12 protein-coding genes and 2 rRNA genes are annotated in these 22538 nt (G+C 70.8%); 3 read left to right on the top strand and 11 right to left on the bottom strand.

What is annotated here, in order from left to right:
• Positions 1 to 29: 29 nt before the first annotated feature.
• Positions 30 to 3150, bottom strand: a 23S ribosomal RNA gene (locus VM636_RS25580).
• 315 nt (positions 3151 to 3465) lie between these two features.
• Positions 3466 to 4990: ribosomal RNA gene (locus VM636_RS25575) — 16S ribosomal RNA — on the bottom strand.
• The 16S and 23S rRNA genes sit together here, the layout of an rRNA operon.
• A gap of 544 nt (positions 4991 to 5534) precedes the next feature.
• Here VM636_RS25575 and VM636_RS25570 point away from each other — a divergent pair.
• Positions 5535 to 5984: a PTS glucose transporter subunit IIA gene (locus tag VM636_RS25570; protein WP_030420932.1), complete on the top strand. Its 450-nt coding sequence runs from the start codon at positions 5535 to 5537 to the stop codon at positions 5982 to 5984.
• Positions 5985 to 6075: 91 nt separating this feature from the next.
• Complete coding sequence (gene ptsP / locus VM636_RS25565; protein WP_338485856.1) at positions 6076 to 7746, top strand: phosphoenolpyruvate--protein phosphotransferase; 1671 nt, start codon at positions 6076 to 6078, stop codon at positions 7744 to 7746.
• Positions 7747 to 7811: 65 nt separating this feature from the next.
• Here the strand turns inward: ptsP and VM636_RS25560 are convergent, their stop codons facing one another.
• The 8 genes from VM636_RS25560 to VM636_RS25525 all read right to left on the bottom strand — a co-directional run bounded on the left by VM636_RS25560 (position 7812) and on the right by VM636_RS25525 (position 16814).
• Positions 7812 to 8702: a hypothetical protein gene (locus VM636_RS25560; protein WP_338485855.1), complete on the bottom strand. Its 891-nt coding sequence runs from the start codon at positions 8700 to 8702 to the stop codon at positions 7812 to 7814.
• 123 nt (positions 8703 to 8825) lie between these two features.
• The gene (locus tag VM636_RS25555; protein WP_030420929.1) at positions 8826 to 10799 is read right to left on the bottom strand and encodes an acetoacetate--CoA ligase; all 1974 of its coding nucleotides are present in this window, start codon (positions 10797 to 10799) and stop codon (positions 8826 to 8828) included.
• Between the two features lie 148 nt (positions 10800 to 10947).
• The gene (locus VM636_RS25550) at positions 10948 to 11484 is read right to left on the bottom strand and encodes an NUDIX domain-containing protein (RefSeq protein WP_338485853.1); all 537 of its coding nucleotides are present in this window, start codon (positions 11482 to 11484) and stop codon (positions 10948 to 10950) included.
• A gap of 55 nt (positions 11485 to 11539) precedes the next feature.
• The gene (locus VM636_RS25545) at positions 11540 to 12355 is read right to left on the bottom strand and encodes a M15 family metallopeptidase (RefSeq protein ID WP_030420927.1); all 816 of its coding nucleotides are present in this window, start codon (positions 12353 to 12355) and stop codon (positions 11540 to 11542) included.
• Positions 12356 to 12422: 67 nt separating this feature from the next.
• Positions 12423 to 13025: an ATP/GTP-binding protein gene (locus VM636_RS25540; RefSeq protein WP_030420926.1), complete on the bottom strand. Its 603-nt coding sequence runs from the start codon at positions 13023 to 13025 to the stop codon at positions 12423 to 12425.
• Between the two features lie 13 nt (positions 13026 to 13038).
• The gene (locus VM636_RS25535) at positions 13039 to 13434 is read right to left on the bottom strand and encodes a DUF742 domain-containing protein (RefSeq protein WP_030420925.1); all 396 of its coding nucleotides are present in this window, start codon (positions 13432 to 13434) and stop codon (positions 13039 to 13041) included.
• Between the two features lie 9 nt (positions 13435 to 13443).
• Entirely contained in the window at positions 13444 to 13878 is a 435-nt protein-coding gene (locus VM636_RS25530; RefSeq protein WP_338485852.1) for a roadblock/LC7 domain-containing protein, read from the bottom strand.
• Complete coding sequence (locus VM636_RS25525) at positions 13875 to 16814, bottom strand: nitrate- and nitrite sensing domain-containing protein (RefSeq protein WP_338485851.1); 2940 nt, start codon at positions 16812 to 16814, stop codon at positions 13875 to 13877. Before VM636_RS25525 ends, VM636_RS25530 begins: the two co-directional genes overlap by 4 nt.
• Before the next feature lie 430 nt (positions 16815 to 17244).
• On the opposite strand from VM636_RS25525, the gene VM636_RS25520 reads away from it, so the two are divergent.
• The gene (locus tag VM636_RS25520) at positions 17245 to 17844 is read left to right on the top strand and encodes a hypothetical protein (protein ID WP_338485850.1); all 600 of its coding nucleotides are present in this window, start codon (positions 17245 to 17247) and stop codon (positions 17842 to 17844) included.
• A 48-nt stretch (positions 17845 to 17892) separates the two neighbouring features.
• Here the strand turns inward: VM636_RS25520 and VM636_RS25515 are convergent, their stop codons facing one another.
• Positions 17893 to 22533 carry a hypothetical protein gene (locus VM636_RS25515; protein ID WP_338485849.1) on the bottom strand — a complete coding sequence of 1547 codons (4641 nt, stop codon included), beginning with the start codon at positions 22531 to 22533 and terminating at the stop codon, positions 17893 to 17895.
• Between the last annotated feature and the right edge of the window lie 5 nt (positions 22534 to 22538).

Raw genomic sequence — 22538 nt, 5'->3', positions numbered from 1 at the left:
CAGAACCAACACAGTGGACGCGAGCAACTGAGGACAAGCCCTCGGCCTATTAGTACCAGTCAACTCCACACTTTACAGTGCTTCCATATCTGGCCTATCAACCCAGTCGTCTACTGGGAGCCTTACCCCATCAAGTGGGTGGGAGCCCTCATCTCGAAGCAGGCTTCCCGCTTAGATGCTTTCAGCGGTTATCCCTCCCGAACGTAGCCAACCAGCCATGCCCTTGGCAGAACAACTGGCACACCAGAGGTTCGTCCGTCCCGGTCCTCTCGTACTAGGGACAGCCCTTCTCAAGACTCCTACGCGCACAGCGGATAGGGACCGAACTGTCTCACGACGTTCTAAACCCAGCTCGCGTACCGCTTTAATGGGCGAACAGCCCAACCCTTGGGACCGACTCCAGCCCCAGGATGCGACGAGCCGACATCGAGGTGCCAAACCATCCCGTCGATATGGACTCTTGGGGAAGATCAGCCTGTTATCCCCGGGGTACCTTTTATCCGTTGAGCGACGGCGCTTCCACAAGCCACCGCCGGATCACTAGTCCCGACTTTCGTCCCTGCTCGACCCGTCGGTCTCACAGTCAAGCTCCCTTGTGCACTTACACTCAACACCTGATTACCAACCAGGCTGAGGGAACCTTTGGGCGCCTCCGTTACCCTTTAGGAGGCAACCGCCCCAGTTAAACTACCCATCAGACACTGTCCCTGATCCGGATCACGGACCCAGGTTAGACATCCAGCACGACCAGACTGGTATTTCAACGACGACTCCACACACACTGGCGTGCATGCATCAAAGTCTCCCAGCTATCCTACACAAGCCGAACCGAACACCAATATCAAACTGTAGTAAAGGTCCCGGGGTCTTTCCGTCCTGCTGCGCGAAACGAGCATCTTTACTCGTAGTGCAATTTCACCGGGCCTATGGTTGAGACAGCCGAGAAGTCGTTACGCCATTCGTGCAGGTCGGAACTTACCCGACAAGGAATTTCGCTACCTTAGGATGGTTATAGTTACCACCGCCGTTTACTGGCGCTTAAGTTCTCAGCTTCGCCCCACCGAAATGGAGCTAACCGGTCCCCTTAACGTTCCAGCACCGGGCAGGCGTCAGTCCGTATACATCGCCTTACGGCTTCGCACGGACCTGTGTTTTTAGTAAACAGTCGCTTCTCGCTGGTCTCTGCGGCCACCCCCAGCTCAGACCGAAAAGATCATCACCAGGAATGGCCCCCCTTCTCCCGAAGTTACGGGGGCATTTTGCCGAGTTCCTTAACCATAGTTCACCCGAACGCCTCGGTATTCTCTACCTGACTACCTGAGTCGGTTTAGGGTACGGGCCGCCATGAAACTCGCTAGAGGCTTTTCTCGACAGCATAGGATCATCCACTTCACCACAATCGGCTCGGCATCAGGTCTCAGCCTATTGCGAGGCGGATTTACCTACCTCACGGCCTACACCCTTACCCCGGGACAACCACCGCCCGGGATGGACTACCTTCCTGCGTCACCCCATCACTCACCTACTAACCGCTTGGTTCAGCGGCTCCACCACTCCCCTTCACCCGAAGGATCCAGGACGGCTTCACGGCCTTAGCATCACGATGCTCGATGTTTGACGCTCCACAGCGGGTACCGGAATATCAACCGGTTATCCATCGACTACGCCTGTCGGCCTCGCCTTAGGTCCCGACTTACCCTGGGCAGATCAACTTGACCCAGGAACCCTTAGTCAATCGGCGCAAACGTTTCTCACGTTTGTATCGCTACTCATGCCTGCATTCTCACTCGTCAACCGTCCACAACTACCTTCCGGTGCTGCTTCACCCGGCAGACGACGCTCCCCTACCCATCACGATCCCCGTTAGAGGTACATATCGCAATGACACGACTTCGGCGGTACGCTTGAGCCCCGCTACATTGTCGGCGCAGAATCACTAGACCAGTGAGCTATTACGCACTCTTTCAAGGATGGCTGCTTCTAAGCCAACCTCCTGGTTGTCTCTGCGACTCCACATCCTTTCCCACTTAGCGTACGCTTAGGGGCCTTAGTCGATGCTCTGGGCTGTTTCCCTCTCGACCATGGAGCTTATCCCCCACAGTCTCACTGCCGCGCTCTCACTTACCGGCATTCGGAGTTTGGCTAAGGTCAGTAACCCGGTAGGGCCCATCGCCTATCCAGTGCTCTACCTCCGGTAAGAAACACACGACGCTGCACCTAAATGCATTTCGGGGAGAACCAGCTATCACGGAGTTTGATTGGCCTTTCACCCCTAACCACAGGTCATCCCCCAGGTTTTCAACCCTGGTGGGTTCGGTCCTCCACGAAGTCTTACCTCCGCTTCAACCTGCCCATGGCTAGATCACTCCGCTTCGGGTCTTGAGCGTGCTACTCCACCGCCCTATTAGGACTCGCTTTCGCTACGGCTTCCCCACTCGGGTTAACCTCGCAACACACCGCAAACTCGCAGGCTCATTCTTCAAAAGGCACGCAGTCACGAGAGCAAGGCAAGCCTTGCTCCGACGCTCCCACGGCTTGTAGGCACACGGTTTCAGGTACTATTTCACTCCGCTCCCGCGGTACTTTTCACCATTCCCTCACGGTACTATCCGCTATCGGTCACCAGGGAATATTTAGGCTTAGCGGGTGGTCCCGCCAGATTCACACGGGATTTCTCGGGCCCCGTGCTACTTGGGTGTCTCTCAAACGAGCCGCTGACGTTTCGACTACGGGGGTCTTACCCTCTACGCCGGACCTTTCGCATGTCCTTCGCCTACATCAACGGTTTCTGACTCGCCTCACAGCCGGCAGACTGTGAACAAGAGATCCCACAACCCCGTATGCGCAACCCCTGCCGGGTCTCACACGCATACGGTTTGGCCTCATCCGGTTTCGCTCGCCACTACTCCCGGAATCACGGTTGTTTTCTCTTCCTGCGGGTACTGAGATGTTTCACTTCCCCGCGTTCCCTCCACACTGCCTATGTGTTCAGCAGCGGGTGACAGCCCATGACGACTGCCGGGTTTCCCCATTCGGACACCCCCGGATCAAAGCCTGGTTGACGACTCCCCGGGGCCTATCGTGGCCTCCCACGTCCTTCATCGGTTCCTGGTGCCAAGGCATCCACCGTGCGCCCTTAAAAACTTGGCCACAGATGCTCGCGTCCACTGTGCAGTTCTCAAACAACGACCAGCCACCCGTCACAACCCGCCGAAGCAGATCTATACCGGGGCCAGCAACCGAAGACACAGCCATCACGACCGCACCCTCAGACACCCAACAGCGTGCCCGACACGATCAGCCGCCCAGATCAGCGTTCCACACCCCGCAAAGGGGCAGTACTAGCGCCTGGTCCATCCTGAACCATGCCGAGTAGTCAACGTTCCACCCATGAGCAACCAGCACCGGACATTCGCCGATGTACTGGCCTCTGGACTGCCGAAGCAGCCTAGAAGCGCTCCTTAGAAAGGAGGTGATCCAGCCGCACCTTCCGGTACGGCTACCTTGTTACGACTTCGTCCCAATCGCCAGTCCCACCTTCGACAGCTCCCTCCCCGAGGGGTTGGGCCACCGGCTTCGGGTGTTACCGACTTTCGTGACGTGACGGGCGGTGTGTACAAGGCCCGGGAACGTATTCACCGCAGCAATGCTGATCTGCGATTACTAGCGACTCCGACTTCATGGGGTCGAGTTGCAGACCCCAATCCGAACTGAGACCGGCTTTTTGAGATTCGCTCCACCTCACGGTATCGCAGCTCATTGTACCGGCCATTGTAGCACGTGTGCAGCCCAAGACATAAGGGGCATGATGACTTGACGTCGTCCCCACCTTCCTCCGAGTTGACCCCGGCGGTCTCCCGTGAGTCCCCAGCACCACAAGGGCCTGCTGGCAACACGGGACAAGGGTTGCGCTCGTTGCGGGACTTAACCCAACATCTCACGACACGAGCTGACGACAGCCATGCACCACCTGTACACCGGCCACAAGGGGGGCACTATCTCTAATGCTTTCCGGTGTATGTCAAGCCTTGGTAAGGTTCTTCGCGTTGCGTCGAATTAAGCCACATGCTCCGCCGCTTGTGCGGGCCCCCGTCAATTCCTTTGAGTTTTAGCCTTGCGGCCGTACTCCCCAGGCGGGGCACTTAATGCGTTAGCTGCGGCACGGACAACGTGGAATGTTGCCCACACCTAGTGCCCACCGTTTACGGCGTGGACTACCAGGGTATCTAATCCTGTTCGCTCCCCACGCTTTCGCTCCTCAGCGTCAGTATCGGCCCAGAGATCCGCCTTCGCCACCGGTGTTCCTCCTGATATCTGCGCATTTCACCGCTACACCAGGAATTCCGATCTCCCCTACCGAACTCTAGCCTGCCCGTATCGACTGCAGACCCGGGGTTAAGCCCCGGGCTTTCACAACCGACGCGACAAGCCGCCTACGAGCTCTTTACGCCCAATAATTCCGGACAACGCTTGCGCCCTACGTATTACCGCGGCTGCTGGCACGTAGTTAGCCGGCGCTTCTTCTGCAGGTACCGTCACTCTCGCTTCTTCCCTGCTGAAAGAGGTTTACAACCCGAAGGCCGTCATCCCTCACGCGGCGTCGCTGCATCAGGCTTGCGCCCATTGTGCAATATTCCCCACTGCTGCCTCCCGTAGGAGTCTGGGCCGTGTCTCAGTCCCAGTGTGGCCGGTCGCCCTCTCAGGCCGGCTACCCGTCGTCGCCTTGGTGAGCCATTACCTCACCAACAAGCTGATAGGCCGCGGGCTCATCCTGCACCGCCGGAGCTTTCGAACCCTCTGGATGCCCAGAAGGATCAGTATCCGGTATTAGACCCCGTTTCCAGGGCTTGTCCCAGAGTGCAGGGCAGATTGCCCACGTGTTACTCACCCGTTCGCCACTAATCCCCACCGAAGTGGTTCATCGTTCGACTTGCATGTGTTAAGCACGCCGCCAGCGTTCGTCCTGAGCCAGGATCAAACTCTCCGTGAATGCTTTTCACGGGAGCGGAACAGTCGGAGGAATAGTCCGACCGTTCACAGCGTCCTCGCTGTGTATTTCAAAGGAACCACAACATCAGGAACAGAGTCCCGACGTCGGGGTATCAACATATCTGGCGTTGACTTTTGGCACGCTGTTGAGTTCTCAAGGAACGGACGCTTCCTTTGTACTCACCCGAGACACTGTCTCCGGCTTTCCTCCGGGCGCTTCCCTTCGATGTTTCCCACACTATCAGTGTTTCCCGGTCCCCCTGACCACCCTCCTGCGGGCATGCAGGAGCGGATCCGGAGATAGGATCTGACGAGTTGGGTGCCCGCAGGGGCGACGACGCCTTGGCGTCATTCAACCTCAAGCAGGAGTAACGACTGTACACGGAGCCGCGGAACAGGTGCAAATCCATGGGGAGTGTGGTCTAGACCTCTATTGGGACCACTCGTGCGGAACCGGTACTTCCTATGACATACGCTGCTCCCCAGTGCGCCGTCCGGGACAGGCAGTGACGGCCCCTATATATCTCCACCCCGGGAGGCTTCCCATGACCACCGTGTCGTCCCCGCTGGCCGGACGCGCCATCGGACTGGCCGCCGTGCCCGATCCGGTCTTCTCCGGGGCCATGGTCGGCCCGGGTACCGCCATCGATCCCGTGAGAGAGCCCTCCGAGGCCGTCTCCCCCGTGGACGGTGTCATCGTCTCCCTGCACCCGCACGCCTTCGTCGTCGTCGACGAGAACGGCCACGGGGTGCTCACCCACCTCGGCATCGACACCGTGCAGCTCAACGGCCAGGGCTTCGAGCTGCTGGTGAGCAAGGGCGACACCGTCGCCCGCGGCCAGGCCGTGGTGCGCTGGAACCCCGTCGAGGTCGAGGCGGCCGGAAAGTCCCCCGTCTGCCCGGTCGTCGCCCTGGAGGCATCGGCCGAGGCCCTCTCCGAACTGCGCGAGGACGGGGACGTCAAGGCCGGCGAGAGCCTCTTCCTCTGGCAGTGACGTCCGGTACGTGACGTCGGCGCCGTCGGACGACGGCGGGCAGGACAACCACCGCGGCGGCGGGATCCGCCGCACGATCGGGACGGGTGAGATGGAGACAACGCTGCGAGGCGTCGGTGTGAGCCACGGTGTGGCCATCGGCGAGGTACGGCACATGGGGACGGCGGTGCTGGAACCGCCCGCCAAGCAGATCCCGGCCGAGGACGCCGAGCGCGAACAGGGGCGTGCCCGCCAGGCCGTCGAGGCGGTGGCCGCCGACCTGACGGCGCGGGGCAACCTGGCCGGCGGCGAGGCGCAGGCGGTGCTCGAGGCGCAGGCCATGATGGCGCAGGACCCCGAGCTGATGTCCGACGTGGACCGGCGCATCGCCGTGGGCAGCACCGCCGAGCGCGCGGTGTACGACGCCTTCGCCGCCTACCGCGCGCTGCTCGCGGGCGCCGGCGAGTACCTGGCCGGGCGGGTGGCCGACCTGGACGACGTGCGCAACCGCATCGTCGCCCGGCTGCTCGGCGTGCCGATGCCCGGCGTGCCCGACAGCGACGAGCCGTACGTGCTGATCGCACGGGACCTGGCACCGGCCGACACCGCGCTGCTGGACCCGACGCTGGTGCTCGGTTTCGTCACCGAGGAGGGCGGGCCGACCAGTCACAGCGCGATCCTGGCGCGGGCGCTCGGCGTCCCGGCCGTGGTGGCGCTGCCGGGGGCCGGGGAGCTGCCGGAGGGCACCGTGATCGCGGTGGACGGCAGCACCGGTGAGATCTTCGTGAACCCGAGCGCGGAGAAGCGGGCCGCGATGGAGGCCGACGCCGCCGAGCGCAAGGCGGCGCTGGCCGCCGCGACGGGCCCCGGCGCGACCTCCGACGGTCACAAGGTGCCGCTGCTGGCCAACGTCGGCGGCCCCGCCGACGTGCCCGCCGCGGTGGCGGCCGGGGCGGAGGGTGTCGGCCTCTTCCGTACCGAGTTCCTCTTCCTGGACGACAGCGAGAACGCGCCGTCGAAGGAGAAGCAGGTCGCCGCCTACCGGCAGGTGCTGGAGGCGTTCCCCGAGGGCCGGGTCGTCGTGCGGGTGCTGGACGCGGGCGCCGACAAGCCGCTCGCCTTCCTCACCCCGGCCGACGAGCCGAACCCGGCGCTGGGCGTGCGCGGGCTGCGCTCGCTGCTGGACCACCCCGAGGTGCTGCGGACCCAGCTCGCGGCGCTGGCGGAGGCCGCCGCCGGACTGCCGGTGTACCTGGAGGTCATGGCGCCGATGGTCGCGGACCGCGCCGACGCCAGGGCGTTCGCCGAGGCGTGCCGCGAGGCCGGGCTGCACGCGAAGTTCGGTGCCATGGTGGAGATCCCGTCGGCCGCGCTGCGGGCGCGGTCGATCCTCCAGGAGGTGGAGTTCCTGTCGCTGGGCACCAACGACCTGGCGCAGTACACCTTCGCCGCCGACCGTCAGGTGGGCGCCGTCTCCCGGCTCCAGGACCCGTGGCAGCCGGCGCTGCTCGACCTGGTCGCGTTGTCCGCCGAGGCGGCGAAGGCCGAGGGCAAGAGCTGCGGTGTCTGCGGTGAGGCCGCGTCGGACCCGCTGTTGGCGTGTGTGCTGACGGGTCTGGGGGTCACCTCCCTGTCGATGGGCGCGGCGTCGCTCCCCTACGTCCGGGCGACGCTGGCGAGGTTCACGCTGGCGCAGTGCGAGCGGGCCGCGGCGGCCGCCCGCGCCGCCGACAGTGCCGAGGAGGCGCGCGCGGCGGCGCAGGCGGTGCTGTCCGGCGAGTAGGGCGAGTAGCCGGTCGGGCCGGCACGGTCAGGGGCGCTCCACCCGCGGTGGGGCGCCCCTTCGTGTCAGTGGTGGTGCCCCGGTCCGGGCCCGTCGTCCCCGAGGCCGGGCGGGGCGCCGTAGTCGACGTCCGGTTCGGGTGGGATGAGGTCGCCGGAGTCGCCGTCGGTGCAGTAGGCGTCGAAGACCTCGGCGGCGGTGAGGGGTTCGAGCCCGTAGCCGCGCAGGCGCCAGCCGTAGACCTGGTCGCGGCGGCCGGGGGCCCAGGCGCGCAGGACGAGTCCGCCGGGGCTGTGGGTGGCGAGGCCGAGCGCGAGGACGCTGGTGAACTCCAGGGCCTCGGCCTCGTCGGGCGGCTCGGGTCCGTCGGGGCCGTCGTCGGCGTGGAGGACGGAGACGAGGGTCTCCCCGGCTCCCCAGACGCTGCACACCAGGTGGCGGTGGCCCGGCGGGGCGGTGTCGAGGACGCGTCGGACGAGGTCCCCGGCGCGGCGGAAGGCGGCCAGGCCGAGGTCCTCGCCGCAGGTGGCGCAGGCGCCGAGGCGGGCGAGCAGGCCGGAGGTGTACTCGCGGACGGCCTGCCGGACGGCCTCGTCGACGAGGACCGGGACGAGGTCGGCGAGGGGCTCGCCGGCGTAGGGCACGGTGGGTCCGGTGACGGCCAGTTCGGCGGTGTAGCGGCTGCGGCTGGCGGGGGCCTCGGGGTCGAGGCCGGTGCGGTCGCAGAAGTCGGCGTACTCCTCGGGGTCGAAGAGGGCGACGGCGGTGTGGCTGCCCTGGCCGTCGCGGGCCCGGAGCAGGGCCTCCACCTGGTGGAGGTAGGTGGTGTGGTCGTCGAAGGCGAAGCTGCGGTAGCGGCGCATGGCGCGGAAGTCGTGCTCGTCGGCGAGCAGTCCGATGGTCCCGGCGATCTCGCGGCGCAGGACGCGCCGCATGGTCTGGTCGGTGAGTGTCATGTGTCCCCCCGTGCACGGTGTCCAATGCTCACTCACCGTAACCGGGGGCACTGACAACCGGGCGGCGCCGGCCGCCGGGCGGGGCGGCCGGCGCGCTCGGTGACCGGCGCGCTCGGTGACCGGTCAGGCGCGGGTGCGGGCCCGGCCCAGTTCCTCGTAGAAGCGGAGCAGGTCGACGTCGTCGACGGAGCCGGGGTTGACGGCCTTGTCGAGGGGGGTGCCCTGGAGGAGTCGCTTGACGGGGACCTCGATGCGCTTGCCGGTGAGGGTGTGCGGGATGCCGGGGACTTCGATGATCTCGTCGGGGACGTGCCGGGGGGAGCACTCCTCGCGGATGGTCCGCTTGACGCGGTCGAGGAGGGCCCGGTCCAGGACGGCGCCGGGGGCGAGCTGGACGAAGAGCGGCATCCAGTAGCCGCCGTCGGCCTCCTCGACGCCGATGACGAGGGATTCCTTGATCTCGGGGAGGCGTTCGACGGCTTCGTAGATGTCGGCTGAGCCCATGCGGACGCCCTGCCGGTTGAGGGTGGAGTCGGAGCGGCCGTGGATGACCACCGAGCCGCGGGAGGTGAGGGTGATCCAGTCGCCGTGCCGCCAGACGCCGGGGTAGGTGGAGAAGTAGCTGTCGTGGTAGCGGCTGCCGTCGGGGTCGTTCCAGAAGCGGATCGGCATCGAGGGCATGGGGTTGGTGACGACCAGCTCGCCGACCTCGTCGGTGAGGGGTTCGCCGGCCGGGTCCCAGGACTGGAGGTCGGTGCCGAGGCCGGGGGCCTGGAGTTCGCCGATGTGGACCGGGAGGGTGGGGACGGCGCCGGCGAAGCAGGAGCAGACGTCGGTGCCGCCGCTGACGGAGGCGATCCACAGGTCGGGGCGGACCTCGTCGTGCAGCCAGCGGAAGCCGTCGGGTGGCAGGGGGGAGCCGGTGGTGGCGACGCAGCGGACGCGGGAGAGGTCGTGGTCGCGTCCGGGGTGGAGGCCGGCCTTGCGGCAGGCCATGACGTAGGCGGCGGAGGTGCCGTAGAGGGTGGCGCCGGTGCGTTCGGCGATGCGCCACTGGGCGCCGGTGTCGGGGAAGCCGGGGCTGCCGTCGTAGAGGACGATCGTGGTGCCGGTGAGGAGGCCGGAGACGAGGAAGTTCCACATCATCCAGCCGGTCGAGGTGTACCAGAAGAAGCGGTCCCCGGGGCCGAGGTCGCAGTGGAGTCCGAGCTGCTTGAGGTGCTCGACGAGGATGCCGCCCTGGGACTGCACGATGGCCTTGGGCAGGCCGGTGGTGCCGGAGGAGTACAGGACCCACAGGGGGTGGTCGAAGGGGACCTGCTCGAAGACGGGCTCGGTGTCCTTCGCGGTGAGGCCGTCCCAGGCGAGGGCGCCGGCGGGGGTGTCGGTGCCGAGCAGCGGGATGTGGACCACGGCGCGCAGGGTGGGCAGTTCTCGGCGGAGTTCGGCGACGGTCTCGCGGCGGTCGTGCTCCTTGCCTCCGTAGCGGTATCCGTCGACGGTGAACAGGACGACGGGTTCGACCTGCTGGAAGCGGTCGAGGACGCTGCGCGCGCCGAAGTCGGGGGCGCAGGAGGTCCACACGGCGCCGACGGCGGCGGTGGCCAGGAGGGCGACCACGGCCTCCGGGATGTTGGGCAGGTAGCCGCTGACGCGGTCGCCGGGGCGCACGCCGAGGGCGCGCAGTTCGGCGGCGAGGGAGCCGACCTGGCGGCGCAGTTCGGCCCAGGTGACGGGGCGCGGGTCGTGGCTCTCGTCGACGTGCAGGAGGGCCGGTTCGCCGGGGCGGGAGTCGGCGGCGCGCAGGGCGTGCTCGGCGTAGTTGAGGGTCGCGCCGGGGAACCACTGGGCGCCCGGCATGGAGCGGTCGCCCAGCACGCGCGCGTACGGGGTGGTGAACCGTACGTCGAACCACTCGGTGACGGCTTTCCAGAAGGTGTCGAGTTCCTCGACGGACCAGCGGTGCAGCGCGGCGTAGCCACCGTCGGCGGGGGCGCCGTGGTGTGCGGCGGCCCAGCTCTGGAACCTGGTGATCTGTGCCTGGGCGATGCGCTGCTGGTCTGGCTGCCAGAGCGGCTGCGGGTTCTCGGTCGGCATGGGGCGGCTCCCGGACTGTGCGCGTCGTGTGCGTCCTCCGCGCACGTGCTGGGGTGTGCGCGTGACGCGGCTGACAGGGACGATGCCATGTGATCGACATCCGCACCAGGGGCCGCCCCGCGGGTGCCGGGACCGGCCGGTCGGGCGGTCAGGTGTAGCGACCCTCGAACCAGGCGCGGGCGGCGAGGGTGTGGAGGGGGAAGGCGAGTTCCTCCGGGTGCCGCAGCAGGTCGCGGGCGCCGGTCTCGTCGGTGGCCGTGAAGGGGGGCAGATCGTCGGCGGGGCGCTCGGGGAGGAGGCCGAAGAGCAGGAGGTGTCCGTCGGGGGAGCTCATGGCGTCGGCGAGGCGTACGTCGCGGCTCGCCGCCTCGATGCGGGTCTCCTCCCCGAGTTCGCGGACGACGGCGTGCCGCCAGTCCTCGCGGTCGTCGACGAAGCCGCCGGGCAGGGCGACGCCGCCGCGCGCGGGCTCCACGGTGCGGGTGATGACGACCAGGCCGGTGCCCCGGGTGTCGTACACGGGCTGGAGGGCGACGGCGACGGGCAGCGGGTTGCGGTAGGCGACGGTGCCGCAGGCGGGGCAGGCGCGGGGCCAGCCGGAGACGTGGTCTCCGTAGGGCGCTCCGCACCGCGAGCAGTGGGAGCCGGGTACGGAGGGGGGAACAGGTGCGTGGGGTTCGGACACGCGGCGGACTGTAGCGGATGCTCCGGTCCCGGGAGGGTGGGTTCGGCGCGGTCGCTCAGGGCCTGCCGGGGGCCGGGGAGCGGCCGGTGACGGGGAAGTCGAAGTAGGTGTCCGGGTGGGGCTCGTCCTGGAGGGTGTAGTGCCACCACTCCTGGGGGAGGTTGCCGAAGCCCGCGCGTTCCAGGGCGTCCTTGAGCAGCAGCCGGTGGGCGCGCTGGGTGCCGCCGACGCGCGGGTCGAGGGTGTGGGCGAGGGGGTCGAAGCAGTCGAAACCGGTGCCCATGTCGACGGAGTTGTCGGGGAAGCGTTCGCCCGCGGGCGCGTGGCAGGGCACGAGGGGCTGTCCGGGGCGGTAGGGCGGGGTCGGGCGGGCCGGGAGACGGACGAGGGTGAGGTCGACGGTGGAGCCGCGGCTGTGACCGGACCGCTCGGCGACGTAGCCGTCGGCGAAGAGGCGGTCCTTGTCGACGTCGGGGTAGAACTCGGTCTTCATCCGCTGGTCGGCGGGGTCGGCTGCCCAGCGGACGAAGTGGTCGACGGCGCGCTGCGGCCGGTAGCAGTCGTACACCTTGAGGGAGTGGCCCGCGCCCAGCAGGCGGGTCTGGGCGCGGTGGAGGGCCTCGGCGGCGGGGCGGGTGAGGAGGCATTCGGGGGCGACGTAGCCGTCGATGGGTTCGCCGGTGAAGGTGTGCGGGCCGGCGTAGCGGATCTCCTGGAGGATCGTCGGGTCGACGTCGCGCAGGGCGACGAAGTCCGCGGGCGCCCGGGGGCCGGGGGCCGCCCCGGCCGTGGCCGGGGGGAGGGCGGCCGGGGCGAGCAGGGCGGCGAAGGTGGCGGCCAGGGCGCGGACGGCGACGGACAGGCGTGTCATGTCCCCTGCCTCTACCAGGCGGCGGGGGTGAGGGGGAAGCGGCCGCGCCGGGACGCTGCGGCGCGGGTCAGGGGGCGGCGCGGCGGCGTTCGGCGGACTGGGTCATGGCGTGCTGGACGACGCCGACGATGACGTCCTTGACGGACTCCCGGTCGCGGGCGTCGCACATCACGAGCGGCACGTCGGCGTCGAGGTCGAGCGCCTTGCGTACGGTCTCCTCCGGGTAGCGGGCGGCGCCCTCGAAGCAGTTCACGCCGATGACGAAGGGGATGGAGCGCCGCTCGAAGTAGTCGACGGCGGCGAAGCAGTCCTCCAGGCGGCGGGTGTCGGCGAGGACGACCGCGCCGAGCGCGCCTTCGGAGAGTTCGTCCCACATGAACCAGAAGCGCTCCTGGCCGGGGGTGCCGAAGAGGTACAGCACCAGGTCCTCGCGGAGCGTGATCCGGCCGAAGTCCATGGCCACGGTGGTGGTGTGCTTCCGCTCCACCCCGCTGACGTCGTCGACGGGCCGGCCGGCCTCGGTGAGCACTTCCTCGGTGCGCAGCGGCCGGATCTCGCTGACCGCGCCGACGAGCGTCGTCTTGCCCACGCCGAAGCCGCCCGCCACCAGGATCTTGAGGGTGACGGGCTCGACGGGGGGCTTGCCGCGCTGGGAACGCCCGAAGATCATCGATCTGTTCTCCTCACAGTGCGCGCAGGCCGCTGATCACGTCGCGCAGGATGTTCTCGTCGGGCAGTTCGGCCGGGGGCACGGGCCGGTTCACGTGGACGAGCCCGGCGTCCACGAGGTCGCCGACCAGGACCCGCACGACCCCGATCGGCAGGTCGAGGTCGGCGGCGAGTTCGGCGACCGGCCGCGGGGCGTCCTGGCACAGGCCGACGATGTCCACGTGTTCGGGGGCGAGGGAGGCGTCCGCTTCCGGATCGTCCGCGTGGGGTTCGGCGACGACCACCGCGATGAGGTCGAGGCGGTGCTGGGCCGCGCTGGTGGTGCGGCCGCGTGTCATGGCGTACGGACGGACGACGGGGCCGGCCTCGTCGTCGAACCAGTGGTGTCTTCCCTGACCGTCTGCGCTCATGTCATCCCACTACCCGCCCGCGGGCGGTTCGGAGCGCGGGGCGGTGCCCAGGTGCACGCCGACGCGCTTGACGAGGAGGGTCATCTCGTACGCGACCAGGCCGACGTCGGAGTCGGCGTCCGAGAGGACGGCGAGGCAGCTTCCGTCGCCCGCGGCGGTGACGAAGAGGAAGGCGTCGTCGAGTTCGACGACGGTCTGCCGGACGCTGCCCGCCTCGAAGTGGCGGCCGACGCCCTTGGCGAGGCTGTGGAAGCCGGAGGCGACGGCGGCGAGGTGCTCGCTGTCCTCGCGGGTGAGGTCCTCGGAGGCGCCGGTGGCGAGGCCGTCGCCGGAGAGGATGACGGCCTTGCGGATGCTGGCGACACGGCCCACGAGGTCGTCGAGGAGCCAGTTGAGCTCCCGGGACGCGCTCGTGGTGTGGCCGGTCGTGTTCGGTGCGGTCATCGACCGTCCCCCTTCATTCCTTGCGTTTCCCCTCGCGCCGGTGGTTCCTGTGGTCCTTGCGGCGCCGGGGGTGTCGGTGGTGGCTGTGATGTCGGTGCGGGCTCGTCCGTCGGTGCCGGTGCGGGCGGCCGGGGCGCCCCGCCGTGGCCGTGGGCGTCCCCGTCGGCGGCGTTCTCCCGGCGTCCGCGCTGCCAGCCGCGCTGCAACGAGGCCATGCGGCTGCGGACTTCGTCGGCGTCGCGGTCGGCGGGGGTGGCCGGCGGGTCGGCGGGCCGGCCGGCGGCGCGCTTGAGCTGGGGGGCGAGGCTGGCCTGCCGGACGCGGCGGGGCAGCGCGCCTGTGGTGCCGGTGGCGGGGTCCTCGGGCGGGAGGCCGGGGCCGGGGGTGCCGCCCGTGGCGCCCGGGGTGCCGGCGCCGGGGCGGGGGGTCCGGCGGCGGGAGGGGAGGGAGGGCAGCGCGTCGGGCTCCTCGCGCCGGGCGGCGTCCGTCCGGCGGCGGGACGGCAGCGGGGGCGGCCCGCCCGCCCGGTCCGGCGTGTCGCCCGCTCCCCCGGGTCCGCCGTCGGCGCTCTCGGGCGTGTCGTCCGCACCGGGGCCTCCCGCGCGCGTGTCGTGCGCGGCGGAGCGGTCCGGTACGGGCCGCCCGTGCGAGCTGACGAGCTTCGGCGTACGGCGGCGCGGCAGCGGCACGGGGCCGCCGGGCGGGTCCTCGGCCGGGCCGCCGGCCGCGTCGTCACCAGGGCGCTCGGCACGTCCCCGGCCGGCGCGGCGCGGCAGGTCGTCCTCGGCGGCGGCGAGGGAGCGGCGCGGGCGGAACAGGCCGCCGTGCTCACCGTCGTCGTCGCGGTCCGGGGCGGAAACCGGCCGGCCGAGGGCGTCCAGGTCGACGGGGGCCTCCAGCTCGACCGGGCCGGCCGGCGGCCCGGAGAGTCCGGAGCGGGGCGAGGGGACCTGGGCGAGGGCGGAGCGCCGGCCGCCCTCGCGCTGTGTCCCGGCGGTGTGCTGGGGCCGGTCGAGGCGGAAGCCGACGCCGTTGGTGTCGGGGGCGTCGTCGGTGAGCAGCGCGTCGGGGATGAGGACGACGGCGGTGATGCCGCCGTAGGGGGACGGCTGGAGGGAGACGCGGACGTTCTGCCGCTGGGCGAGCCGGCTGACGACGAAGAGGCCCAGCCGGTCGGTGTCGGACAGTTCGAACTCGGGGGTCTCCGCGAGCCGGAGGTTGGCGTCGAGCAGCGCGTCGGCCGTCATGCCGAGGCCCCGGTCGTGGATCTCCAGGGTGAAGCCGTTGGCGACCCGCTCCCCCACGACCTGCACGGCGGTGTGCGGCGGGGAGAACACGGTGGCGTTCTCCAGGAGTTCGGCCACCAGGTGGGTGAGGTCGGCGACGGCCGGGCCGGTGACGGCGATGCGCGGCAGCCTGCGTACCTCGATGCGTTCGTAGTCCTCGACCTCGGCGACGGCCGCGCGGACCACGTCCATGAGCTGGACGGGCTTGCGCCACTGCCGGGAGGGGGCGGCGCCGGAGAGGATGACCAGGCCCTCGGCGTGGCGGCGCATGCGGGTGGTCAGGTGGTCCAGGCGGAAGAGGTCGGCGAGTTCGTCGGTGTCCTCGGTCCGGCGCTCCATGGTGTCGAGCAGGGTGAGCTGCTTGTGGAGGAGGACCTGGCTGCGGCGGGCGAGGTTGACGAAGACCTCGGAGACCCCGGCGCGCAGCCGGGCCTGCTTGACGGCGGCCTCGACGGCGGCGCGCTGGAGGGTGTTGAGGGCCCGGCCCACCTCGCCGATCTCGTTCTTGTCGTACTCCAGGCGTGGCACCTCGGTCTCGACGTCGACCTGTTCGCCCGCGGAGAGGCGGCGCATGACGCCGGGCAGGCGGACGCCGGACGCCTCGTGCGCCTCCAGGCGCAGTTGCCTGAGGTCGCGGATGAGGGCGCGGCCGACGCGGACGGAGAGGAAGACGGAGAAGAGCACGGCGATCAGGCCGAGGGCGCCGGCGACGACCGCCTTGGCGATGACGGACATGGCGACGGGGCGGACGCGGTCCTGATAGCGCTCTGCGGCGTGGTCGTCGAGGTCGCCGAGTTCGTCGAGGACGCTGCCGGCGGCCTGGTCCCAGCTCTGGGCGGTGATGCCGCGGGGGGTGTCGGCGCCGGAGGAGACGGCGGCTTCCTCGGCCATCCGCAGCGGGGCGGAGGAGGCGTTCTTCCAGAAGCGTTCGTAGCGGGCGCGGTCGGCGGCGGGCAGTTGCGGCAGGTTGGTCTCGTAGAGCACGGTGCGCTGGGCGATCAGGTCGGAGACGTCGCGGGTCTCGCCGCGGGTGAGGTGACCGGTGATCAGGGCGGAGCCGAGGAGGGCGTCCTCGCGGGAGAGCAGTTCGCGGGCGCGGGCGACGTTGACGAGGGCGCGGTACTGCTTGTCCAGGCCGGCGTCGTCGACGACGTGCAGGTTGGAGAGCAGGACGTGGCAGGGGTCCACCAGGCGGTTGTAGAGGGTGAGGGCCTGGGCCCGGCCGACGGTGCCCTCGTCGACGCTGCGGCGCAGCGAGCCGATGCCGTCGAAGGCGTCGAGGACGGCGGTCAGCCGGTCGGTCTCGGTGCGGCCCAGCGTGTCGCGGACCTTGTCGTCGGCGGCGTTGCGGCGGATCTCGGCGATCGCCTCGTCGGTGGCGGTGCGGCTGCGCTGGAGGGCGGCCAGTTGGTCGGAGGCGCGGGGGTCGGCGAGGTGCACGAGGGTCTGGCGGCGTTCCTGCTGGAGGACGCGGACGGTGTCCTCGACCGGGTAGCCGACCTTCTCGACGAGGGTGGAGACGCTGAACAGGCGGCCGGCCTCGCGGCCGGTGAGGACGGTGGCGAAGGCCCAGATCGCGGTGAGGGACACCAGCGGCACGAGAAGCAGCGCCACGATCTTCCGGCGGATCGACTTCCCGCGAAAGCGCATGGCCTCCCCCAGCTCGTCCCCCGTCCGGCCGGGGGTCACACGTCGGTCAACAAACGGCGCGAGCCTACTACTGACACGGGCGTAACTCGAAGGCCCTTCCGGAGTGCGAACCTCCGTACCCCTGCCGGGAGATGGATGTTTGTCCGGGTATACCATGAGATCATCGCCCGGGAGAGCGCGTTCCGGTACGGCTCCGGGTGGGCGCGATGTGCCGTGCGGGACCTGCGGTTGGCCGGAATATGTCGACCGGCGGCATCCAGGGGAATCAAACAGGCGTCCCGCTCGTCCTTCTCCATGGGACGTGGAGGCACAATCGGCCACAGGAGCCGCGTCACGCCTCCGGGCGGCGTAAAGCAAGGCAAGCCGGGCAGCCAGTGGGGAGCCGGGTCTTCGGACACGGGCGTGCGGTCTGCAGGCGGTGGGGAGTGACATGTCGATGGGCACGGCGGAGCGGCGCGAGGCGCCCGGGGGCGCGGAGAATCGGGGGGTGACGGGCCGTTCCGGGCCCGGCGCCCCGGACCGCGATGTTCCGGCGGGCGGGGACGGGGACGGCAGACGGCCGCGGCAGCGCGAGCACCCGGCCCGGCCCGAGCCCCAGGAGCAGCAGGAGCAGCAGGAGCAGCAGGAGCGTCCGCCGGCGTACCGGCCGCTGTGGACGGAGGAGCCGGCCCGCCGGCGCCGGCTGCCGGACCCGGTGCGGACGGCGGCGGTGCGCGCGGTGCTGGTGGTCGCGGTGACGCTCATCCAGGCGATGGTGGCCTTCCTGTGCACCATGGCCGGATCGTGGCTGGCCTTCCCGATGGTGCTGAGCAGCGTGGCGAGCACGGTGGCGGCGACCTGGGGCGTGCTGGACGTGTGGGTGACCCGCCAGGTGTGGAACCAGCGCCACGGCGTGGTGTCGGTGCCCAGCAGCACCGCGCGGGCCATACGCCGCGAGCGACGCCGGGCGCGACGCCGGGCACGGGCCGCCGAGCGCGCCCAGGAGCGGATACGCCGGCGCGGCGGCACGGGCCGGCTGTCACATCCCTGACGGACCGGCGGACGGGTGCCGCCGCGCCGGGCGGTGGGCGCGTCCGGGTCAGCCGGCCGCCGGGGCGGGCCGTTTGAAGGTGCGGGTCGCCGTGATCTCGCTGTGCACGGACTCCGCCTCCCCCTCCGCCTGTCGGGGCAGTCCGGGCCGCAGGTGCTCCTCCACGCTGATGTACTTCAGTCCCGCCCGCAGGTCGGCGTCGTTGCGCAGCCGGATGACGAGCGGGAACTCGGCCAGCGCGGTCGTGTCGAAGAGGCCGGTGGTGTAGAGCAGTTGCACGCCCAGCGCGTCCGACACGGCGCGCTGGAGTTCCAGCAGGTAGGTGGCGTTGGCGCGGCCGATGGGGTTGTCGAGGAAGAGGGTGCCGGCGTGCCGGTGCCGGTCGTGGCCTCGGTCGTTGCTGCGCAGCGCGGCCATCGTGCAGTAGAGGGCGATGGCGGCGGTGAGGAGCTGGCCGCCGGAGAAGACGTCGCCCATCTGCCCGACGGGCACGCGCTCGGCGCGCAGGACGGCGTCCGGCTTCAGGATCTCCACGGCGACGCCCTTGGGCCGCAGCGCCGCGGCGACCCCGCGCAGCAGCAGGGACATGCCGTCGCGGCGCAGGTCGGAGTTCTTCTTCACGGCGGCGCTGGTGGCCTCGTCGACGACCTCGCCGAGCCGTTCGGTGAGGGTGGCCTGGTCGGGTTCCTCGAAGCGGATGCGCAGGAACTCCTGCCCGGACCATTCGCCGAGCCCCTCGGGGAGCCGGGAGAGCCGCTGGGCGGAGCGCAGGGTGGCGAGGGCGGACTCGACGAGTCCGCGCAGCCGGTCGACGATCGAGTCGCGGTTGCGCTCCAGTTGGGCCAGCTCGTCGGTGAGGACGCGGAGCCGGGGCGCGAAGGCGTCGGCCCACTTGTCGGCGTGCTCGGGCAGCGCGGCGGCGGGCAGTTCGCGGATCTGCTGCCGGGCGGGGGTACGGACCTGTTCGTACCGGGTGGAGTTGGCGTGCCGGACGAGGATGTCGCTCGCCTCGCGCACCGCGGTCTCGGCGGCGGAGAGGTCGGCGGCGCAGCCGCGCAGCGACCGGCGGGTCTCGGCGGCGGACTGCCGTGCCTCCTCCAGGGTCCCCGGGTAGGGCTCGGGTTCCTCCCGCTCCTCCTCCGCCGGGTGTTCGCGCAGCAGGTCGCGGAGCATCGCGGCGATCTCGTCGAAGCCGCCGGCCGCGTCCTCGGCGGCGCGGTGGTCCGCCAGCAGGGCGGCGTGCGCCTCGCGGGCCTGTGCCAGGGCCTCGGTGCGGGAGGCCAGTTCGGCGGTGGCGGTGCGCAGCAGGGTCTGGGCGTGCCCGGCGTCGCGCGGGACGAGGTCCTCGGGGAGTCCGGTGTGGGCGTCGCCGTCCTCGGGCGCGTGCCGTTCGGCCTCGCCGCGCAGCCGGCCGAGCTGCTCGCTGGCAGTGGACATCCGGGTCTCCAGGAGCTGGACCAGTTCCTCGGCGCGGGCGGCGGCGGCCTGCCGGGAGGGGCCGTCGGAGCCGTCCGGCGATTCGAGGAGCTGTCCGGCGCGGGTGCGGACCTTGTTGCTCAGCCGGTCCAGTTCGGCGCGGGCGGCGCTCTCGTCGCTCTCGGCGCGGGCCTGTTCGGCGCGCAGGTCGGCGCCGACGCCGACCTTCTCGTACACCTGGGACGCGGCCCGGTACGCCTCCCGCAGGGCGGGCAGGGACGCCGTCGGGGCGTCGGTGCCGTCCTCGGGCACGTCGTCGGGGGCGCCGGCGATCTCGGAGCGCTCGGCGCGCAGGGCGCGGGCGGTGCGCCGGGCGTCGTCGGCGGCGCGCTGGGCCGCCCGGCGGTCCTCGTCGGCGGCGCGGGCCCGCTCCAGGCACTCCTGGGCGCGGGCCTCCGCCTCGGCGGCGTCCTCGGCGAGTTCGCGCAGGGCGGTCTGCCAGCCGGCGCGTTCACGCAGCCGGAAGGCGAGGCCGGCGAGGGCGTCGGCGGCCCGGCGGGCCTTCTGCGCGGTCTCCTGCCGTTCGTCGCGCAGCGCCCCGGCCTCGGCGGCGTTCTCCTCGGCCTCGGCCCGCAGGGTGCGCGCCTCGGCCAGCTCGGCCTCGGTCTCCTCGGCGAAGGCGCGTGCCTCCTCGGCGGTCCGGGCGAGTTCGGCGAGGTGTCCGGCGGGGCAGCCGGTGCGCCAGGAGGCGAGGCGGGCGGCGAGTTCGCGGTCCTTGGCGAGGCGGGCGGCGAGCCGGCGGATCTCCTCGTCCCGCTCCGTCGCCCGCGCGCGCAGCGCCTGCCGCTCCTCGTCGGCGGCGAGTTCGTCGTGCATGGCCGGGTTCGGCGGTACGAGGAAGACCTCGGCGTCGTCCGGGCCGGTGGCGGGGGCGGGCGCGAGCAGGGCGGCGGCCGTGCCGACGGCGACGGTGGAGCGGGGCAGCAGGGCGGCGTCGCCGAGGGCCTCCCGCGCGCGGACGTGCGAGTCGGGGTCGGTGATGATCACGCCGTCGACGAGTTCGGGCCGGGCGGCCAGGACGCGGGCGTGGTCGGTGGGGTCGACGGCCTGGGCGAGGTAGCGCCAGCCGGGCAGCGCGGGGATGCCGTGCTCGCCGAGGAACTCGACGGTGGCCAGCACGTCGGGGCCGGGCGGGAGCAGCCCGCCGTCGCCGAGGGCGCCGAGGATGCGGGAGTCGTCGGCGGCGGCGGTGCGCAGGTCGAACAGGTTCCGTTCGGCGGTGGTGACGGTGTCGTCGAGCAGGTCGCGCAGGTCGTCGGCGAAGCGGTCGAGTTCCTCGGCGGTGAGGCCGTTCGGGCCGGACCGGGGCCCGTCGGCCGGGTCCCCGTCGGTGTCCCGCCGGGGCTGGGGGATGCCGGCGCGGGTGTCGCCGGCGAGGCCGAGCAGGTCCGCGAGACGGGGCTCGGCGGCGAGTGCCTCGGCGGTGCGGCGTTCGGCGTCGTGGGCGCGTTCGGCGGCAGCGGCGGCGTCCGCGGCGCGGGCGGCGGTCAGTTCGGCGCGGGACTCGGCGGCGGCGGCCTCGCGGGCGTGTTCGCCGGCCCGGCGGGCGGCCTCGCGGGCGGCCTCCCAGGCGGCGACGGTCGTCTTCTCGGCGTCGCTGGCGGCGAGGGCGGCCCGCGCCGGGTCGGCGTCGGGGGCGCCGGCGTCGATCCAGCCGGCGCGGACCGCCTCGGCGGTCTCCTGCTCCACCTCGGTGAGCCGCTGCCGCAGGTGGCCGGCCTCGCTGCGGGCGCGCTGCGCCTCGGTGGCGGCGGTGGTGGCGTCGCGGTGGGCGGCGTCGCCGGCCTCCTGGAGGGCGGCGGAGCGGTCCTCCTCCTCGTTGGCGTGCTTTTCGGCGCGGCCGGCCGCGGCGTGCAGGGCGCGGACGAGGTCGACGGCGGCCCGGGAGCGGGCGGCGAGGGCGGGGGCGGCGTCGCGTTCGGCTTCCTGGATGGCGGCGGAGACGCGGGCGACGCGGTCGGCGGCGGCGCGGTGGCGCAGGACGGCCTCGGCGGCCTGCCAGGCGGAGTGCAGCGTACGGGCTTCGGCGAGTTCGCGTTTCTGCGCGGCCGCGGCCTTCTCGGCGGCGGTCAGGGCGAGGGAGGCGTGCCGGTAGGCGAGTTCGGCGGCGATGAGGCCCCTGCGGTCGCGGTCGCTCTCGGCGTGGGTGACGGCGTGGGAGGCGGCGGTGACGCGCTGGGCGAGGTCGCCGGCGCGCAGGCGTTCGCGGGCGCCGCGGGCGAGGAGCCGGCGGGCGAGGGTACGGGTGCGGCGTTCGGCGGCGGTGTGGACCTCGCGGGCGCGGGCGCGGGCCTCGGTGGCCTCGACGATGCGTCCGAGGAGGTCGACGGAGCCGGCGGTGAAGTCGCGTTCGGCGATCAGCTCTGCCCGCCGGCCCAGTTTGTTGCCGAAGCCGCCAACCAGGTCGGCGAGTCCGTCGGTGTCCCGGGTGTCGGTGACGGCGCGCAGCAGCAGGTCGGTGAAGTCGGAGTCCTTCTTGACCGCGAAGAGGCCGGCCGCCTCGCCCTCGTCGGCGTTCATCTCGCGCTGGTAGCGGAAGAGTTCGGGGTCGAGGCCGAGTTCGCCGAGGTGCTCGATCCAGCGGTCGTGGATCTCCTCCCAGTGCGCCTCCAGGTGCGGGTAGACCTTCCCGGCCTCGGTGAGCGCGTCCCGGAAGCCCTTCATGGTGCGGCGCCTGCCCCGTGCGCCGGAGACGCCCTCGGCGGGCGGGCGCACGGAGGTGGCCTCGGCGACGGGGAGGTTGTCCAGGGTGAGGCCGGGGCCGGGGCGGAAGGAGTACCAGGCCTCGGCGAACTTGCGCGGGTCGTTGGAGACCTGGCGTCCCCGCCACTCGCTGACCTTGCCGACGACCACGCACTCGCCGGTCTGGACGTGCTGCCACTCCAGGGCCACGTGCCCGCAGTCGTCGGCGAGCAGGAACTTGCGCAGCACGCCGGAGCTGGCGCCGCCGAGGGTGTTGCGGTGGCCCGGCAGCATCACGGAGAAGATCAGCTTGAGGAGGACGGACTTGCCGCCGCCGTTCTCCAGGAAGAGCACCCCGGCCGGGGCCGGCCGGCGGGGCGGGCCGACGGGCTCCTCCTCGAAGAACTCCGCCTGGGTGGGGGCGGGGTCGGGCACGAGGTCGCCGACACCGCGCAGGTCGAGCACGGTGTCGGCGTAGCGTGCGCCGGCCGGCCCGATGGAGTAGAGGCGGACCCGGGACAGCTCGTACATGGCGG

The organism is Streptomyces sp. SCSIO 75703 (assembly GCF_036607905.1).
Classification (GTDB): Bacteria; Actinomycetota; Actinomycetes; order Streptomycetales; family Streptomycetaceae; genus Streptomyces.
The sequence above is the reverse complement of the archived record's forward strand: the minus strand, read 5'-3'. Positions and strand labels throughout refer to the sequence as shown.

What these genes read in the sequence shown, in the direction of transcription:
- VM636_RS25570 (WP_030420932.1), top strand. Translation starts at nt 5,535, where the DNA reads ATGACCACCGTGTCGTCCCCGCTGGCCGGACGCGCCATCGGACTGGCC.
- ptsP (WP_338485856.1), top strand. Translation starts at nt 6,076, where the DNA reads ATGGAGACAACGCTGCGAGGCGTCGGTGTGAGCCACGGTGTGGCCATC.
- VM636_RS25560 (WP_338485855.1), bottom strand. Translation starts at nt 8,702, where the DNA reads ATGACACTCACCGACCAGACCATGCGGCGCGTCCTGCGCCGCGAGATC.
- VM636_RS25555 (WP_030420929.1), bottom strand. Translation starts at nt 10,799, where the DNA reads ATGCCGACCGAGAACCCGCAGCCGCTCTGGCAGCCAGACCAGCAGCGC.
- VM636_RS25545 (WP_030420927.1), bottom strand. Translation starts at nt 12,355, where the DNA reads ATGACACGCCTGTCCGTCGCCGTCCGCGCCCTGGCCGCCACCTTCGCC.
- VM636_RS25540 (WP_030420926.1), bottom strand. Translation starts at nt 13,025, where the DNA reads ATGATCTTCGGGCGTTCCCAGCGCGGCAAGCCCCCCGTCGAGCCCGTC.
- VM636_RS25535 (WP_030420925.1), bottom strand. Translation starts at nt 13,434, where the DNA reads ATGAGCGCAGACGGTCAGGGAAGACACCACTGGTTCGACGACGAGGCC.
- VM636_RS25530 (WP_338485852.1), bottom strand. Translation starts at nt 13,878, where the DNA reads ATGACCGCACCGAACACGACCGGCCACACCACGAGCGCGTCCCGGGAG.
- VM636_RS25525 (WP_338485851.1), bottom strand. Translation starts at nt 16,814, where the DNA reads ATGCGCTTTCGCGGGAAGTCGATCCGCCGGAAGATCGTGGCGCTGCTT.
- VM636_RS25520 (WP_338485850.1), top strand. Translation starts at nt 17,245, where the DNA reads ATGTCGATGGGCACGGCGGAGCGGCGCGAGGCGCCCGGGGGCGCGGAG.
- VM636_RS25515 (WP_338485849.1), bottom strand. Translation starts at nt 22,533, where the DNA reads ATGTACGAGCTGTCCCGGGTCCGCCTCTACTCCATCGGGCCGGCCGGC.